Source organism: Sphingomonas sp. NFX23, assembly GCF_049887795.1.
In the GTDB taxonomy this organism is placed as follows: domain Bacteria; phylum Pseudomonadota; class Alphaproteobacteria; order Sphingomonadales; family Sphingomonadaceae; genus Sphingomonas.
This window is the reverse complement of sequence record NZ_JAGEKH010000005.1, coordinates 430,706-447,732: the sequence shown is the minus strand read 5'-3', so window position 1 is coordinate 447,732 and position 17,027 is coordinate 430,706. Positions and strand designations below refer to the sequence as shown.

The following is a 17,027-nucleotide window of genomic DNA, read 5'->3' as shown; positions in this document are numbered from 1 at the left end:
TGACGGTCGCGTGCGTATCGTCGGCCGCGTCGATAGCTATCGCGCAACCTGTTCGGCACGTGTCGTAGCTGCGATGCATCCTATCGAGAGAGTTTCCGCATGCTTTCAGGTCCCGACGGCGCGAACCGATCCGAACGCGCGAACCGATCCTCCGGCATGGGCGGGACCGCGAAGGCGCTGTCGAAGGCGGACGCCTATTCGGGCAGCGACTGGCTCGCCAAGCTCGGCAAGGGCAATGCGGACGACGACGCGCCGATGCTGAGAAGCGTCGGCGATCGCCTGATGCCGCTGCGGATCGCGATCATCGCGCTGATTTCCCTGGTGATGCTCGGTCCGATCATGACCAATGTCGAGGGCGGCAATGGCGGCGACGGGAGCGCCATACGACAGATCGGCTATCTCGCGATCCTGGCCGGCACGATCTTCGCGATCCGCCCCTCGGCGAGTCCGAAGTCGCTGGTCGCGTTCACCTGGCCGATGCTGCTGGCACTCGCATGGTGCTGGATCAGCGTATCCTGGGCGCTCGACCCGGGCACCGCATTCCGCCGTGTATTCCTGACGACGCTGGTCGCGTGGATGGTGTTCAGTCTCGTCCGGCACGGCGGCTATCAACTGAACGTCGACCTGCTTCGCTATTCGCTGCTCGCCGCGATCCTGATCTCGTATCTCGTGGTCGTGCTGGATCCGATGGTAGGCATTCATCTTGCGGGCGAAGAGCAGGCGATGGCGCTGATCGGCAACTGGCGCGGCTTTCTCGGCCACAAGAACTTCGCCGGCGCGGTGTGTGCGTTGTGCATCATCATGTTCCTGTTCGATGCGAAGCGGATCCGACCGACGATCCGCATCTTCGCGATCCTGGTGGCGGGATATTTCCTGTTCCGGTCGCAGTCGAAGACGTCGGGCGGCATGGTGGTGCTCGCCTCGGTCGGCGGCATCGTCTTCGAGACGGTCAGCATCCGCCTGCGTCGCTACATCATCCCGATCCTGATGATCGTCGGGTCGGTTTTCTGGTTCCTGACCAGCGCCTATGCCGACATGGTCCAGTCCAACTTCCTCCAGCCAAAGGCATTTACCGGCCGCGGCCAGATCTGGGGGGCGCTGCTGAACTATGCCGGCGATCATCCCCTGCTCGGCGCAGGCTTCGGGTCGTTCTGGAACATCGAGGGCAGCAGCCCGGTGTTCGAATACGGCCATGGCTATGTCACCAAGATCACCGTCGGCCATTCGGGGTATATCGACCAGCTCGTGACGGTCGGTATTCCAGGCGTACTGCTGATGGTCTTCGCGATGGCGGTGTGGCCGTTGGGGAGGCTGCTCGCGAGCGCGGACGTCGCGAAGGGGCGGGGCGCAATGATCTCGGCGATGCTGATGTTCTGCATCGGCCACAACATCACCGAGAGCGGCCTGTTCGAGCGCGACGGCATCGTCAGCACGATCTTCTTCTTCGCGGTCGCGCTCGCGCATTATTGCACGATGGACGACAAGCGGACGGCGCCGGTGAAGCAGGCTGGCGACGACGTCATGCGCGAACTGCGTCGCCGCAAGCGCAAGCATCGCCCGGTGCTTACCGCGGGCGAATGACCGGGTGACGTGCGAGGATCGTCGCCAGCGCAGCCTGTGCGCCGGCCGGCGTGAAGTGCGAATGATCGAAGTGTAGCGGCGTGCCGTCAGCGGTGGTCAGGCGGCAGGTCGTGCCGGTGCACTCCGTGTCGATGGCAGAGGCGTAATCGGCGCCCGCTGCGCGGACCGGCCCGGCCATCGCGCGATCGAGCGCGATACGGTCCATCAGTCGAAACCCGTCCGCGAGCGTCGGGTCGCCGTCCGCGTCCGATCGCACGATCAACGCAGGCAGGTCCGCGTCGTATTCGACCGAGGGCCCGATCACCAGGACCCGCGTTCCTCGCGTCCGCAGCCAGCGGATCGTATCGAGCAACGCTGGCTGTTCGAAGTCTAGCCACCGTGCGGACAGCACGACCGTGTCGATCCGCTTGAAATTCAGTGTGCCGAACGCGGCATCCATGGTCGTGCGACAGGTCGGCAGGCCCTTCCCGTGCAGTAGCGGCCGACAGCCCGCCGCGGTCACCTGCACCATGTTCGCGCTCGGCAGCAGCGTGTGCAGCGCCTGCGAGAAATGCGCACCGTGGCTGTCGCCGAACAGCGCGATGTTGGGCTTGGTCGCCGATAATCGCAGGCAATCGGGCGAGAAGCCGCGGCCGGTCGGCAGGACGAAGCAGCGATCGGTGCTGAATTGCCGTTTGCCCGCCTCCGTCGAGTCCCAGCCGAGATAGCTGGCGGCCAGCGCCTGACGCGGCGAGAGTGGCCGAATGTCGTCGGCCCTGGCGGCGATCGTCAGCCCGGCGATCGCCAGCGCCGCAAGCAGCACGACCGCGACGACATGCGGGACGAGCCCCGATCCACTACGCCAACGCCTGCTCGCCGGGCGCTCTATCAGCGCAAAGCTCAGCCAAGCTGCGCCAAGCGATGCGCAGAGCAGTCCGAAAGTCTCGACCGGCGCGAGCGTCGAGCCATGCCGGATCGAGTAGAAGGCGATGATCGGGCGATGCCAGAGATACGCCGAATAGGAGATCAATCCGATCGCCCGCAGCGGCCATGCCCCGAGCAGTCGTGCCGTCGGACCCTCGCCGCCATACGCCAGCAGCACCGCGGCCGCGACCGCGGGGGGCAGCGCGAAGGGCACGGGAAACGGCCAGCCGCTGCTGATCGCGATGCAACTCGCGGCGATCACTGCGATGGCGAGGATGCACAGGGTCGCTCGGATCGATCGGTTCGCGATCGTCGGTACGGCGCCAAGCGCGACCAGCGCGCCAAGCGACAATTCCCAGATTCGCGCGGGCAGCAGGAAGAACGCAGCGGAAGGGTAGGTCGTCGCCAGCCATCCTCCGATCGCGAACGAGGCGAGTGCGAGGCTGGCGATGACCTGCGCGAGACGCTGCCGGGAGAGCCCCCGGAGCGACCACAGAAGCAGCGGGTAGAGCAGGTAGAATTGCTCCTCCACCGCGAGCGACCAGGTATGGACGAGCGGCTTGGCGTCGGACGCCGCCGCGAAATAGTCCGACGTCAGGTAGAAATAGAAATTCGACCCGAACACGCTGGTCGCCGCCGCGCTGCGTCCGAGATCGCGCAACTGGTTGGGCAGCAGGAGCACGCAGCCGAGCGCCAGCGTGACGGTCATCATCACGAGCAGCGCAGGCAGGATGCGGACGATCCGGTGGCGATAGAAGCGCGCGATCGAGAAGCGCTCCTCGGCGATGTCGCGCACCATGATCGCGGTGATCAGGAACCCGGAAATCACGAAGAAGATGTCGACCCCGACGAACCCGCCCCGCAACTTCGTCACGCCGCAGTGCAGGAGCAGGATGGGCAGGATCGCGAGCGCGCGCAGTCCGTCGATATCCGGCCGATAGCGGAGCGCGCGTCCGTCCTGCGGCGCGGGCGTTCGCGTGCCTGCGGTCGCAGCCGATCCTGTCGCTATGCTCTCGCTCACCTGTACCGACGCCCCCACTTGCGCCGTCGGTCTATAGCGGGTGGCGGCATGCTGCTAGGGCCGGCATGGACGTGCCTGCCGGGCGTTGCTACGCGCAGACGGCGGCGGGGGGCGGATCATCTGGTGACGGGTACGAACGACGAGCCTTCGCAAGCGGCGGGTGCGCCGCGCCTTCGGGTGATGCACGTCATCACGCATCTCGACATGGGCGGTGCCGAGAACGTCGCGCTGGGGTTGATCGATGCCCTGCGCGACCGGGTCGAGTTCTCGCTGTTCGCGGTGCTGCGCCAGTCGCCGTTGAGCAAGGTCGGGCAGGACATGGTCGAGCGGCTGGCGCGCTGGGGCGTGCCGTTCCGGTTCGGCACGGCGCGCGGCTTCAAGTCGGGTGGCGTGGTCTTTGCGGCGCGCTCGCTCGCGCGTGCGGTCGCCGAACAGCGGCCCGACCTGATCCATGTCCATACCGAGATACCGGAGCTGACGCTGGCGGTGGCGGGGCTGATCTCGCGGCGTGTCCGCCGCACGCCGTTGCTGCGCACCGTCCACAATAGCGAGTTGTGGATCGCCTGGGGCGGCATCGGCCGATGGGTGACGCAGCGTCTCGCCAAGGGCGATGCGGTGGCGGTGTCGCGTAACGCCGCCAACGCTGACGCGGCGATCGTCACGCGCGGGCGCCGACCGCTCGCCGACGTCATCTACAACGGCGTGTCGCCACCGGCGGCTTTTCCGATCGTGCGGGAAGAGGGCTCGGTACGCCTGTTGTTCGCGGGACGGCTCGTCCACCAGAAGGGCGCCGACCTGCTGCCTGCCATCCTCCGCGAGGCCCACGCGCGAACGATGCGCCGCGACGTCGTGGTGACGATCGCCGGCTCCGGCGCAATGCGAGACGCGGTGGCGCAAGGATTAGCGGAGGGCCTGGAGGGCTGGGACGTTCGGATGACTGTGCCGATCGAGCGCCTGTCCGAACGCCTGCAAGAGTATGACGCGGTCCTGTTGCCGTCGCGGTTCGAAGGGTTCGCGCTGCTCCCACTCGAGGTATTGATGGCAGGCATCGCGCTGGTGACGACCGACGCTCCAGGCCTCGATGAGGCGATCCCGGCCGACTATCCGTTCAAGGCCCCAGTCGACGACGTCGCGGGGATCGGCGCGCAACTGGCGGCGGTGATCGACGATCCCGCGGCCGCACGCGAGACCGCGGCACGTTACGGCGCAGACCTCGCCCGCAGCTTCAGTCCAGAGGCGATGGCGTCCGCGTATCTGGCACGCTATCGCTCGCGTGGGGATACGGGGGCAGAGTGACGGTCGCAATCGGGATCAAGGCGCTGAACGAGGCGGCGCATATCGACGCCGCGATCGGCAGCGCGCGCGCCGCACTCGACCGTGTCGGCGGCGGTCTGGTTGTGCTCGCGGACAGCGGATCGTCCGACGCGACGATAGAACTGGCGCAGGCACATCCCGGCACGCGGATCGCGCAGCTCGCCGATCCTGCCGAGCGGTCCTGCGGCACGGGGGCACAACTCGCGTTCCAGGCTGCGTCCGAGACCCCCGGCGTCGACTATTTCTACCTGCTCGACGGCGACATGGTCCTCGACCCCGGCTTCCTCGAAGCGGGCATCGCCTTCCTCGATGCAAAACCCCGCCACGCCGCGGTCGGTGGCCGGGTGCGCGAGGTCAACACCGACAGCATCGAGTTCGAACTGCGCGCGCGCAACGATCGCGTGAAGGGAAGCGCGGTGGCGGGCGATGTCGACCGGCTCGATTGCGGCGGTCTGTACCGCGTCGCCGCCGTGCAGCGCGTCGGGCATTTCGCGGACCGCAACCTCCACGCGTTCGAGGAATACGAGCTCGGCGCCCGGTTGCGCGCTGACGGCTGGCGACTGGCGCGGATCGACGTGCCCGCGGTCGAGCATCACGGGCACGCGACCGGCGGCTACCAGCTGATGTGGCGACGGTTGCGCACCGGCTATGCCGGCGGGCCGGGCGAAGTGATCCGCGCCGCCTGGGGGCGCCCACACTGGGCGCAGGTCCTGCGCGGGTTCGCCCAATTGCGCTACAGCGTGATCGTCTATGGCTGGTGGCTGGCGATGCTCGTCGCGCTGGCGATGGGGCAGGGGATCGCCCTGCTTGCGGTCGTGCTGCTGCCCTTGGCGTTCCTGACGATGCGCCGCCGGAGCCTGCGAGTCGGGATCTACTCGCTGGTGACGTGGAACGTGATCGCGATCGGCATGCTTCAGGGCCTCGTACGAGCCCGCCGCCCCGCCGGTGCGCCCGTTGCCGCGCGCGACCTGTCCGCGCCGGAGCGATGAGCACCGCGTCCGGCTATCTCGGCAAGTTCGTCTGGACCGCGGGCACCTTCGTCGTGTCCGCCGGGCTGAAGTTCGGGCTCAACATCGTCCTTGCCTATCTGCTCGCGCCGGAAATCCTGGGCGTGATGGTGGTCGTCAACGCGATCCGGCTCGGCGTCGAATTGCTGACCGATGTCGGGATCGAGCAGAACATCATCCACCACCGCGACGGGCTCGGCCGCCAGTTCCGCGACACCGCCTGGACGCTGCAACTGCTGCGCGGCGTGCTGTTGAGCCTGGTCTTCCTGATCGCCGCGCCGTTCCTCGCGCACGCTTACGGCATCGACGTCCGCATCTTCCTGGTCGCGGCGCTGTCGCCGATGATCGGTGGCGCGCACTCGACCGCGATCTTCGTGCTGGTCAAGCAGATGGAGGTCCGCCGCCGCAACCTGTTCGAACTGTCGTGCGAGGCGCTGGCGTTCGCGGTGCAGGTCGCGCTGGCGGCATGGCTACGCTCGGTCTGGGCGCCGGTCATCGGCCTCGTCCTCGCGGTCGCGATCCGCTCGGCGCTGAGCTACCTGCTGCCCGATCCCGGCCAGCGCCTCCGGTTCGACCGCGAAATCGTCCGGCGGATCGTCCATTTCGGCAAGTGGATCGCGATCACCTCGCTGGTGATGTACGCCGCGACCAATCTCGACCGGCTGTATCTCGGCCGGGTCGCGCCGCTCGCGCTGCTCGGCATCTACGGCATCGCGCGCGCGATCGCCGAGCTGCCGACCACGCTCGCGCGGCGGATGAGCTATCAGATCATCTTCCCCGCACTCGCCAGCGTCTCCGAAGGCGACCGGGCGGGGCAGATGGCGGCGATCGCCGGCTCGCGCGCGGTGTTCACGCTCGGCGTCTGCGCGGCACTGGCACTGGCGGCATCGGTAGCGGACGGCCTGATCCTGGTAATCTACGACCCGCGCTACCAGGCGGCAAGCTGGATGCTGTCGGTGCTGCTCGGCGGTGCGGTATTCGCGGTATTGTCCAACCTCAACGAGGCGTTGCTGCTCAGCGCGGGGCGGCCCTTTTATGCGAGCGTCGCGAACATGATGCGGCTTGCGACGCTCGCCATATTGCTGCCGACCGGCCACCGGTTGGCGGGCTTTCCCGGCGCGGTCGTCGCGGTCGCGGTCACCGAGCTGCTGCAATATGGCTATATCGCGGTCGGCCTGCACCGCGTGCGGATGAGCTTCTGGCGGCAGGACGCGCTCGCGATCGGGGTGGCCTGCGCGGTATTCGCGGTGATGCTGGCGGCACGTTGGCAACTCGGGCTCGGCACGCCGCTGGCGGGCCTTGGGAGGATCGGATGACCCGGCTGCTGATCGTCCATTATGCCGGCGACTACCGGGAGGCCGATCGCCTGCGCCGCGCCACCGGTGGCGAGACCTATTACGGCCACGGCTATGTCCTCGACCAGCTCGCCGCGTGGCAGGCGCAGTACGAGGCGGTCGGGTTCCTGTGCTCGCTCGCGCCCTCCTATTGGGAGACGCTCGACAGCGGCGTGACGGTGATCGGCGCGGATACCAACCCGGACCAGGATCCCGCACCGGTGCTGGCGTTGATCGAACGGTTCGCGCCAAGCCACCTGATCGTGTTCGGGCCGATGCTGCATTTGATCCGCTGGGGGATCGAGCACGACGTCCGGCTGGGCGTGATCATGGCGGATTCGTTCGCCAATCTCTATTATCGCTGGGTCAGGTTCCGGCGGCTGCCGAAGCTGCTCAACGATCCCCGCGTGACGCTGGTCGCCAATCACGGTGCCAACGCCGCGAGGGCGCTGGTCGGGATCGGTTTGCGTGCGGACAAGGTGCTGGCGTGGGACTTCCCGCACGATCGCACGCCCGAGACTCAGGCCAGCAAAGTACATGCGTCGGGACCGCCCTTCACGCTGCTGTTCGTCGGCTCGATCAGCGCCAAGAAGGGCGTCGGCGACCTGGTCCGCGCGGTGGCGTTGCTGAAGGACCGGCTCGACGTCCGGCTCGACGTAGCGGGCCTCGGCGCAACGGAGAAATTCGCGGCGCTCGCGACACGCCTCGGCGTTGCGGACCGTGTCCGGTTCCTCGGGCTCGTCCCAAACGGTGCGATCCCGGCGATGATGCAAGACGCCGACGCCGTAGTCGTCCCCAGCCGCCACAATTTCCCCGAAGGCCTGCCGCTGACGCTGTTCGAAGGGCTCGCCTCGCGCACGCCGGTGATCGCGTCGGACCATCCGATGTTCCGCGGTCATCTGGAGGACGGCGAGAGCGCGCTGGTGTTCGCCGCCGGCAAGCCACGCGCGCTGGCGGATGCGATCGCGCGGCTGATGACCAATCCGGCGCTGTATGCGCGGGTGTCGCAAGGGTCGGCGGCGGCGTGGCACCGGATGCAGAACCCGGTCAAATGGGGCGAGATGATCGATCGCTGGGTGCGTGACGATGCCGAGGATCGCGCCTGGCTGTCGGCGCACACCGTCGCGGCACTGAACGGGCCGGCATGACGGCTCGAACCGGCGCTATCCATTTTACGATGACGCATTCGACGGCCGGCGGCTTGCGCGAACTCTGGGACGACATCGCCGAGGGACTGATCGCACGCGGCCATCCGGTGAAGCGCTTCGTCCTCTATCCGCCGGCCGATGCGGAGGGCGAAGGCGTCGACATGGCGGTCTGGCACCATGTCGTCGACGCCCGCCCGCGATCGGTCCTCGCCGCGATCCGCACGTTCGCGGCGCTGGTCCGCTATCTGCGCCGCGAGCGACCTGCCGCGGTCGTGTCGGCGATGCCTGCCGCGAACGTGCTGCTCCCGCTCGCGGTGACGATCGCGCGCGTGCGCACCCGGGTGTTCCTGTCGCATCACTCGCCGACCGATACGCATAACCGCCTGCTCGACCGGATCGACGGCTGGACCGGCAGCCTACCGTGCGTCGCCGGGATCATCAGCGTGTCGGACGCGGTCGGCGCGACGCTGGCGCACAAGCCCGCGACCTATCGCGCGCGGACGCTCACGATCCACAACGCGTTGTCGGAGCGGGTCGAACGCGTCCTCGACGCCTTGCCTCGGGCAAAGGCGGCGGGCGACCGGTTGCGCGTCGTCGCGCTGGGGCGGCTGTCACACCAGAAGAACTATCCGATGCTGATCCGCGCGATGGCTGAAGTGCCGGGCGCGGATCTGGAGATCGTCGGCGGCGGCGAGGACGAGGCGGTGTTGCGCACGCTCGTCGCGGACCTGAACCTCGGCGACCGCGTGACGTTCGCCGGCCTGATCCCGCGCGACGCCGCGCTCGCCAAGGCTGCGTCCGCCGACGTCTTCGTCCAGGTTAGCCGCTACGAAGGACACAGCCTCGCGTTGATCGAGGCGGCGCGGCTAGGCCTGCCGCTGGTCGTGTCGGACGTGCCGGTGCAGGTCGAGGGCATCACCGCCCGCGACGGAACGCGGTGCGGGATCGTCGTGCCGCTCGACGACCCGGCCGCGCTGGCGGCTGCGCTTCGGGGATTGCAGGACGATCCCGCACGCCGGGCGCACTGGGCGAATCTCGCCGCGCGGCTGGGCGCCGAGGCGTCGAACGCGCGAATGCTGGATCGGTACGAGGCGGTACTGGCTCCCGCGGCACCGGCGCGATAGGAACAGGTCATGGCGACGGCGATCAACGTAGCGCGACGACCCGCAGCGGGGCCGATCACGCCCCAGCAACGCGCGACGCGCCTGCGTACGCGGCGGCGCTATGCCATCGCCAATGCGTGTTTCGTGGTGTTCCTCGCGCTGGTGCTGGTCGGCACGTCGGCGTTCCAGGAATGGGCGTTTTCCGGGGCGATCGGCCAAGGCGACGCGGCCAACCAGGTGCTGCACGTCGTCATCTTCGTGATGCTGCTCGCGGGCAGCGGCATGCCGAGCAAGCGTCAACTGTTCTGCATTCCCCTCGGACTTGCGCTGTTGCTCGCCTATTGCTTCTTCTCGGTGACCTGGGCGATCGCGCCGTTCATCTCGTTCCGGCGGATTACGCTGACCGCGCTCGTGGTCTGGGTGACGTTCCGGCAGATCAACGATCTCGGTACCGAACGCGCATTGAAGCTCATTCGCTACGTGTTGATCGCGGTGCTGATCATCAATTACCTGATGGTGTTCTTGACGCCGTACGGCATCCATTCGGAAGTGTTCGGCGAGGAATCGTCGGTGGTCGGTGACTGGCGCGGAATCATCCCGCACAAGAACGTCGCTGGGGCAGCGTGCGCGTTCACCGTGCTGTTCTTTACGTTCGACAACCGGCAGTTCCCGCGGATCGTTTCCGCGCTGGTGATCGCGGCGGCGACGATCTTCCTGTATTATACGCATTCGAGCACGTCGGAATTGTCGCTCGTCCTTGCGCTGGCGATGGGTTTTGCGATCCGGCCCTATGATGCCAGCCACCGCTTCGCCGTCGGGATTTGCCTGGCGATGGTCGTCGGGCTGGCGTTGCAGATCCTGTTCGTAAACCTCACGGCGTTGAGCGATTTCGTCAACGATCCCGGTGCCTTGACTGGCCGCGGCGCGATCTGGCCGCTGTTGTTCGAATATGCGCGCGAGCATCTCTGGACCGGCGCCGGTTTCAGTTCGTTCTGGCAGATCGGCCCGGACAGTCCGATCTGGACGCTGACCAGTGGTTGGGTCGCGGTCTATGCCGCGCATGGGCATAACGGCTTTCTCGACCTGCTCGTCACGATCGGCCTGCCCGGCCTGGTGTTGGCGATCGTCGTGATGATCGTCTGGCCGTTGCTGCGGCTGCTGCTCAGCCAGTCGATCGGCAAGCCGCGGCGATCGCTGCTGGTGGCGATCATCATCTTCTGCGCCGGGCATAATCTGGCCGAATCCACGTTGCTGAACACCGCGTCGCTCGTCGAAGTCTTCCTGTTGATCGCGATCGCGATCACCTATCGCGAGTCGGATGCTAGCCCTGGCGCGCATCATGCGCTGCGTGGGCGGATGACGCGGTTGCTGCGGAGGCCGGCCCGGCTGTCGCGCCGCTGATGGCCCGCGCGATCGGTTCGGCGCGATTGTGGGGACTGGCGGACGGGCTGTTTCCCGCAGAGGATAGCGCCGCGCGACCGCCGGCACGCCATTGGCCGCTACGCCTCCTGATCTTCATCATTTGGCTCGCGCTCGTCGCGTTCCTGGTCGCGCATCATGTGATGTGGCGCGACGAGGTCCGCGCTCTCAGCCTCGCGACGCAAGGGGCGTCGATCCTCGACATGCCGGCGGCGGCGCGCGGTTACGGGCATCCATTGCTCTGGCATGTGCTGCTCCGGTTCGGCACCGACCTGCTGGGGACGAAACTCGTCCTGCCCGGCCTCGCGCTGGCGATCGGCATCGTTGCCGCGGCGATCCTGGTGTTCGTCGCCCGCCTGTCCTTGCCGGTGATGATCCTGACGCTGTTCGGCGGGTTCGCGACGTTCGACTATGTGGTGATGGCGCGGAACTACGGGCTCGCGATGCTGCTGCTGTTGCTCGTCGCCTGCACTTATCCACGGGTTCGGGAGCGCGGCCGTTATCCGACGCTCATCCTGGGCGGCCTGCTGTTCCTGCTGTGCAATGCCAACGTCCATTCAGTCGTGCTGGCCGGCGCGTTCGGTATCTTCTGGCTAGGCGACCTGATCGTGCAGGAGGGATGGGGCTGGAGCCGGGCGAAGCGGCAATGGCTCACCGCGATGATCGTCGCCGCCGCTGGGGCGTTGCTCGCGTTCGTGTCGGTCTATCCGTCGGTCGAGGACGCACCCGCCGCCGTGCATCGGAGTTTCGGTCAGACGTTGCTCCACCTCATACCCGGCGTCGAGTTCCAGCGGATTTTCGGCAATTTCAACGCGAGCCTGCCGGTCACGATCCTGGCGGCGGTGCTCGTTACCGGCAGCGTCGCCGCCTTTGCGCGCCGCCCCGCCGCCCTCGTCGCGGCGATCGCGGCGCTGGCTGGGCTGCAACTGCTGTTCGTGTTCGTCTACCCGGGCCACTATCGCCACGACGCGTTGCTGATTGTGTTCTTCGTCGTGTTGCACTGGCTGACGGCGAAGGGGTTCGGCGGCTGGCACGACACGGTATTCACCCGCCGCGCAGAGCGGATCGGCCGGATAGCCTTTCTCGCTCTGCTCGCCGCGCAGCTTCCCGCGACCGCGCGCGCCGTCGTCCAGGCGGCGAAGGCGCAGCCGCAGGGCGAGGCGAAAGCGCTCGTCGACCTGCTCGCGACCAAGGGCCTGTCCCGGTCGGCCGTGATCGCAGATCCGGACTTCCTGATCGAGAGCATCGCCTATTACGGCGCGAATCCGACCTGGTCCGTGCGGCGCGATCGGTTCACGTCGCTCGTGCCGATGACGCTGGCCGAGACCGCGCCGATGAGCCCGGGTCGGCTGCTCGCGACTGCAAAGCGCCTCACCGCGGCTACGCGCAGGCCGGTCGTTATCCTGCTCTCCGCGTCGCTCGACGATATCGGGCAGCGCACGGTCATCGATCGCGGCACGTTCGGGCCGCTGATCCTCGATCCGGACGACATCGCCAAGTTCCGCGCGGCAACGACCAAGCTCGCGACACTGCGGACTGCGTCGGGCGATGAAGTATATGACGTGTATCGACTTGCACCGTAACATCCGCAATTACCGTCGCGGGCTTGCCATGCCTTGGTGGGCTCGCGCATAGCATCCTCAATACAGGTCAGACGTTTGCGGTCTTGTAAGATCTGGACGGGGAGACGAGCCGCTGTTCGAACGCGATCATCACAGTACTGCGCCGAACGCCGTCGATGCGTCCGTTGTCGATGAAAGCCGCGTGCGGACCGCGATGATCGGCGGCATGAAGATCGCCCGGCTGCGGCGCGACGAACTCGCGGCGTTGATGCTGGCCGACACAGCGCGCGCGCGGGCCGGGACGCTGGCGGAACCGCGCATCGTCACCTCGGCCAATGGCAGCGTCATCGCCGCCTATAATCGCGACGAGGAGTATCGACGGCTGATCGACGGCGCGGATATCGTCGATGCGGACGGCATGCCGCTGGTATTCGCCAGCCGGCTCTTGTGCCGCGAACCGCTCGAGGAGCGCATCGCCACCACCGATTTCCTGCTCGACGCGGCGACCATCGCCGCGCGCGATGACATCCGCTTCTTCTTCCTCGGCTCGCGCCCGGGCGTCGCGGCCCGCGCCGCGCAACATCTCCGCAGCCGCTTCCCCGGCCTCAAGGTCGTCGGCACACGCCACGGGTTCTTCTCGGCGGGCGCGATCCCGGACATCTGCGCGAAGGTTCGCGCATCCGGCGCCGACGTGTTGTGGATCGGCATGGGCAGCCCCGCGCAGGAGCGGTTCGCGGTCGACAACCGCCATCTGCTCGGCGGGGTCGCGTGGATCCGGACCTGTGGCGGGCTGTTCGACCATTATGGAGGCGGCGTATCGCGCGCGCCGGCATGGATGCAGGCGACCGGGCTGGAGTGGCTCTACCGTGCCGCGCGCGAACCGGTGCGGCTCGGTTGGCGCTATCTCGTGACAAGTCCGGTCGCGATCTACTATCTGGCAACCAGAACGCATGATTGACAGCCCTCGCGCGGGGCCGGGATCGGCAGGGAGTTCGATGGAACCACATGTACGCCGCACCGTCCGCTACGAGGATTTCGTCCAGCCCCGCCGCCGTCGCTGGCCGTGGATCCTGGGCGTCGTGATGCTGCTCGCGCTCGCCGCCGGGATCGCCGCCTTCTGGTTCGGGAGCGATCACCAGGCGCACGCCGCGCCGCCCGCTTTGTCGCAGGCGGGTGGCCCGGTCGCATCCGAAGCCTATCAGTGGAAGCACGTCGCGATCGGCGGCGGCGGCATGATCTCCGGCCTGTCGAGCGATGCGTCGGGCGAGACCTTCGTCGCGCGCACCGACGTCTATGGCGCGTATATCTGGGACGCGTCGGCGAACCGCTGGAGCCAGCTCGTCACCGCGGCATCGATGCCCGACAGCATTCGCACGCAGAACGGCGCCGCCGCGGGCGCGTACGAGATCGTCGTCGCCCCTTCGCGCGCGCAACGCATCTACATGGCGTTGCAGGGCCGGGTCTATCGCTCGGACGATACCGGCAGGCACTGGGTCCAGCCCAATGCCGGCAATCCCTTCCCGATAGTGTGGGACGCGAACAGCGAGTTCCGCCTGCACGGTCCGTTCATGGCGGTCGATCCGACCAATCCGGACATCGTCCTGCTCGGCACCCCCGCGACCGGGCTGTGGCGCTCGACCGATGGCGGCGCACAGTGGGCCCATGTTGGCTCGGTCCCGGTCAGCAAGGATCGCAAGCCCGATGCGGGCGCGCAGACACCCGGCACGATGCTGTGGTTCGAACGACCCGCCGGCGGCAAGCCGACCGGGCGGCTGTTCGCGCTCGCGTCGGGTGCCGGCATGTTCGTGTCGAGCGATGCGGGTGCGACGTTCCGCCCCCTTCCGGCGGTCGGGTCGCAGCCAATGACGCTCCAGCGCGGTACGTTCGATCGTCGCGGCACGTTCTTCGGCGTCGATGATCTGACCAAGTCGATCTGGTCGTACCGCGACGGACGCTGGCGCGATCTGACCGCGGACCTCGGCCTGACCGTGCGCGAATATGCCGCGGTCGTCGCCAATCCCCATGCCGACCAGGTGATCGTCGTCGATCGCGGCGGGCAGGGCTATGCCAGCGCCGACGGCGGCGCGACTTGGAACAGCGTATCGCACAGCGCGAAGGCCGGGGCGGGCGATCCCCCCTGGCTCCGCGTCGCCAACGCACCGTTCTTCACGACCGCGGACATGATGTTCGATCCCGTCGTCCCGAACCGGGTCTGGGTCGCGGCGGGCATGGGCGTGTTCTACGCCGACGTACCGCCCGGCACGGGCGCGCTCGACTGGGTCAGCCAGACTCGCGGGATCGAGGAACTCGTCGCCAACGACGTGATCCAGCCATCCGGCGGCTCGCCGATCTTTGCCGGCTGGGATTTCGGTATCCACGTGAAGGACGATCTCAACGCCTATTCGACGACGTTCGGCCCCGGCGAGCGTGCCTTGATGACCGTCCCGCAGCTCGACTGGACGCCGGCGAAGCCCGGCTTCGTCGTCAGCAACGCGTCCGATGCGCGGATGGGCTGCTGTTCGGAGGACGGCAACGCGGTGATGGCGGGCACCAGCACAGACGGCGGCCGCAAATGGGCCAAGTTCCCGACGCTACCGACACCGCCTGGCACCAAGGACGACGATCCCTGGCGAATGTCGTTCGGGACGATCGCGGTCTCGTCCGGCGATCCGCAGAACATCATCTGGGCACCCGCGTTCAACCGCCAGCCCTATTACACCAAGGATGGCGGCCGCAGCTGGACACCGGTCCGCCTGCCCGGCGCGAGCGGTGACACCCCCGGATCGTTCCAGGCGCAGTGGATGCAGCGCAAGACGCTGACCGCGGACAAGGCCGTCCCCGGCACCTTCTACCTCTATCATAGCGGCGGTGGCGCGAACGCCGGTCTCCAGGGCCTGTGGCGGACGACCGATGGCGGCGTCGGCTGGGACAAGGTGTTCGACGGCGAACTCGCGCCGTCGAGCGAACTCGCGGCAAAGCTCCGGTCGGTGCCTGGCCATCCCGGCAACCTGTTCTTCACCTCCGCCTTCGAGCACACCAGCGATACCGGCCTGCGTCGCAGCGTCGACGGCGGCAAGACCTGGCAAACCGTCACCGGCGTTACCCGCGTCGACGACATCGCGTTCGGCAAGGCGGCCAAGGGCAAGACCTATCCGACGCTGTTCCTGTCGGGGCGCGTGGCCGGCGAATACGGCATCTGGCGCTCGGTCGACGACGCCGCGAGTTGGCAGCAACTCACCGACTTCCCGGTCGGTACGCTCGATCAGGTCAGCGTGGTCGGCGCCGATCCCGACGTCTTCGGCCGGGTGTATCTCGGTTATGTCGGCTCGAGCTGGATATGGGGCGAGCCTGCTCCGTGCAAACCTGCCGCCTATCGTCCGCTCGCGGACCGGCAATGCTCGTCGGTTCGCTAAAGGATAGTTCCGTGGGCGCGGGAGCGGTTCAGGCGGACTGACGCTCCCCGCCCGCTAGCGTCAGTCCGAGATCGTAGCCGGCGCTACTTTCGTTTGCACGGGAACGCGCGCTGCAGTGCGTCGCGCACCACGAACGACGGTGCGCCGGTCGCCTTCTTGCCCCGCGTCCGCAGATATTTACGCGCGGTCGCCATGACCTCGATGTTGGAAGAGCGCGTCGGCGACGGGCAAATCTGGCGGGCCAGTGAGAGCGTGTCGAACGCCGCCAGGATGTAGCCGGTGCAGAATGTCGGCGCAGGGTCGTTGTCCTTGCCGCGACACTGTTCGACGAGCTGATCGGTGGTGAGCGCGCTCACGACGACCGGTCGGTCTGCCGCGGCAGCAAGCAGGGCAAGCGCCAATATCATCGTCTTCGTCCCTTTCGACGTCGCCCCGACCGGGGTCCGCCACTGTTCCTGCGTATCGGCAAAGCCACGATGGCCAGCCTGGATACACCTACTTGCTCGCCACGCTATTCAGATACGGCAGCAGGCGCACGCGGGGGAACACCTCGTCGAGCGACTTGGTATCGGGCAGGATATAGACCACGCCGCCTTTTCGCTGCAGCAGCGGGCGAAGCTTTTTCGTATAGAAACTGGTGCCGACATTGATGCAGCCGAAGCTGATCCGATTGTCGTCCGGCGTCGGAGACAGCAGCCGTTCGACGCGATGCTCCGACTTGTGCGTGGTGATCACCGCATGCAGTGCCACCGAATTCGTATAATCCACCCAGAGGACTCGCTGGCGGCCCAGCGCCTTGCCGAATTTCGCGACGAACCTGCCCGCGGGCGTCGTCCGTTCGGCCGGACCGATCTCCGCAAGGTTCTTCGCGCCGACGCCGGGCGTCGAATCATCGCCTATGCCGACGCCGAGCAGGACAGGCGTCTGTCCCTGATAGTCGCCCTTGGCGCTGAACAGGAACAACGTCGCCGTCGGCTTGTCGATGACGACGTAGGGCAGGGTCCCATTGTCGTGGGCGGCCGTCACCCATGCGATCATGCGGTTGGCCGTTTCCGATCGCATGGGTTCCGGGTCTTGGGTCACGTCCTCGGCCGGAACGGCTTTCGGACGTGGTTTCGCCACGGCTTTGCGGTCGCGCGTGTGCGATACGGCCTTGCGGTCGGTCGCGTGCGACGGGGGGGCCGTGGCGAAACCCGGTTGCGCTGCAAGCACTGCGATCATG

13 protein-coding genes are annotated in these 17,027 nt (G+C 67.4%); 10 read left to right on the top strand and 3 right to left on the bottom strand.

Translation table 11 applies throughout. From position 1 onward, the window contains the following. Nucleotides 1-99: 99 nt before the first annotated feature. Nucleotides 100-1,581, top strand: coding sequence for an O-antigen ligase family protein (locus J4O76_RS15735; RefSeq protein WP_426282789.1), 1,482 nt, complete (start codon nucleotides 100-102; stop codon nucleotides 1,579-1,581). On the opposite strand, the gene J4O76_RS15730 is transcribed toward J4O76_RS15735, so the two are convergent. Continuing rightward, a complete protein-coding gene (locus J4O76_RS15730; protein ID WP_426282788.1) occupies nucleotides 1,565-3,505 on the bottom strand; it encodes an acyltransferase family protein in 1,941 nt (646 codons plus the stop codon). The two genes, J4O76_RS15735 and J4O76_RS15730, sit on opposite strands and share 17 nt — an antisense overlap. Nucleotides 3,506-3,628: 123 nt before the next feature. On the opposite strand from J4O76_RS15730, the gene J4O76_RS15725 reads away from it, so the two are divergent. The 9 genes from J4O76_RS15725 (at nucleotide 3,629) to J4O76_RS15685 (ending at nucleotide 15,805) form a co-directional block, all read left to right on the top strand. Beyond that, nucleotides 3,629-4,801 carry a glycosyltransferase family 4 protein gene (locus J4O76_RS15725; protein ID WP_426282787.1) on the top strand — a complete coding sequence of 391 codons (1,173 nt, stop codon included), beginning with the start codon at nucleotides 3,629-3,631 and terminating at the stop codon, nucleotides 4,799-4,801. Beyond that, nucleotides 4,798-5,808 carry a glycosyltransferase gene (locus J4O76_RS15720; RefSeq protein WP_426282786.1) on the top strand — a complete coding sequence of 337 codons (1,011 nt, stop codon included), beginning with the start codon at nucleotides 4,798-4,800 and terminating at the stop codon, nucleotides 5,806-5,808. Before J4O76_RS15725 ends, J4O76_RS15720 begins: the two co-directional genes overlap by 4 nt. Next, nucleotides 5,805-7,142, top strand: coding sequence for an oligosaccharide flippase family protein (locus tag J4O76_RS15715; protein WP_426282785.1), 1,338 nt, complete (start codon nucleotides 5,805-5,807; stop codon nucleotides 7,140-7,142). The genes J4O76_RS15720 and J4O76_RS15715 overlap by 4 nt, the downstream gene beginning before the upstream one ends. Continuing rightward, entirely contained in the window at nucleotides 7,139-8,308 is a 1,170-nt protein-coding gene (locus J4O76_RS15710; RefSeq protein ID WP_426282784.1) for a glycosyltransferase, read from the top strand. The genes J4O76_RS15715 and J4O76_RS15710 overlap by 4 nt, the downstream gene beginning before the upstream one ends. A 29-nt stretch (nucleotides 8,309-8,337) precedes the next feature. Next, the gene (locus tag J4O76_RS15705; protein ID WP_426282783.1) at nucleotides 8,338-9,432 is read left to right on the top strand and encodes a glycosyltransferase; all 1,095 of its coding nucleotides are present in this window, start codon (nucleotides 8,338-8,340) and stop codon (nucleotides 9,430-9,432) included. A 9-nt stretch (nucleotides 9,433-9,441) separates the two neighbouring features. Beyond that, entirely contained in the window at nucleotides 9,442-10,812 is a 1,371-nt protein-coding gene (locus J4O76_RS15700; RefSeq protein ID WP_426282782.1) for an O-antigen ligase family protein, read from the top strand. Beyond that, on the top strand, nucleotides 10,812-12,413 hold the full coding sequence (locus tag J4O76_RS15695) for a hypothetical protein (protein WP_426282781.1): 1,602 nt from the start codon (nucleotides 10,812-10,814) through the stop codon (nucleotides 12,411-12,413). The genes J4O76_RS15700 and J4O76_RS15695 overlap by 1 nt, the downstream gene beginning before the upstream one ends. Before the next feature lie 181 nt (nucleotides 12,414-12,594). Then, the gene (locus J4O76_RS15690; protein WP_426282780.1) at nucleotides 12,595-13,350 is read left to right on the top strand and encodes a WecB/TagA/CpsF family glycosyltransferase; all 756 of its coding nucleotides are present in this window, start codon (nucleotides 12,595-12,597) and stop codon (nucleotides 13,348-13,350) included. A gap of 37 nt (nucleotides 13,351-13,387) precedes the next feature. Further along, the gene (locus tag J4O76_RS15685; protein WP_426282779.1) at nucleotides 13,388-15,805 is read left to right on the top strand and encodes a WD40/YVTN/BNR-like repeat-containing protein; all 2,418 of its coding nucleotides are present in this window, start codon (nucleotides 13,388-13,390) and stop codon (nucleotides 15,803-15,805) included. An 83-nt stretch (nucleotides 15,806-15,888) separates the two neighbouring features. Here J4O76_RS15685 and J4O76_RS15680 read toward each other — a convergent pair whose 3' ends face one another. Both J4O76_RS15680 and J4O76_RS15675 read right to left on the bottom strand, forming a co-directional pair. Further along, nucleotides 15,889-16,212: a Rap1a/Tai family immunity protein gene (locus J4O76_RS15680; RefSeq protein WP_333961211.1), complete on the bottom strand. Its 324-nt coding sequence runs from the start codon at nucleotides 16,210-16,212 to the stop codon at nucleotides 15,889-15,891. An 88-nt stretch (nucleotides 16,213-16,300) separates the two neighbouring features. Continuing rightward, nucleotides 16,301-17,026: a hypothetical protein gene (locus J4O76_RS15675; protein ID WP_426282778.1), complete on the bottom strand. Its 726-nt coding sequence runs from the start codon at nucleotides 17,024-17,026 to the stop codon at nucleotides 16,301-16,303. Nucleotide 17,027 lies beyond the last annotated feature (1 nt).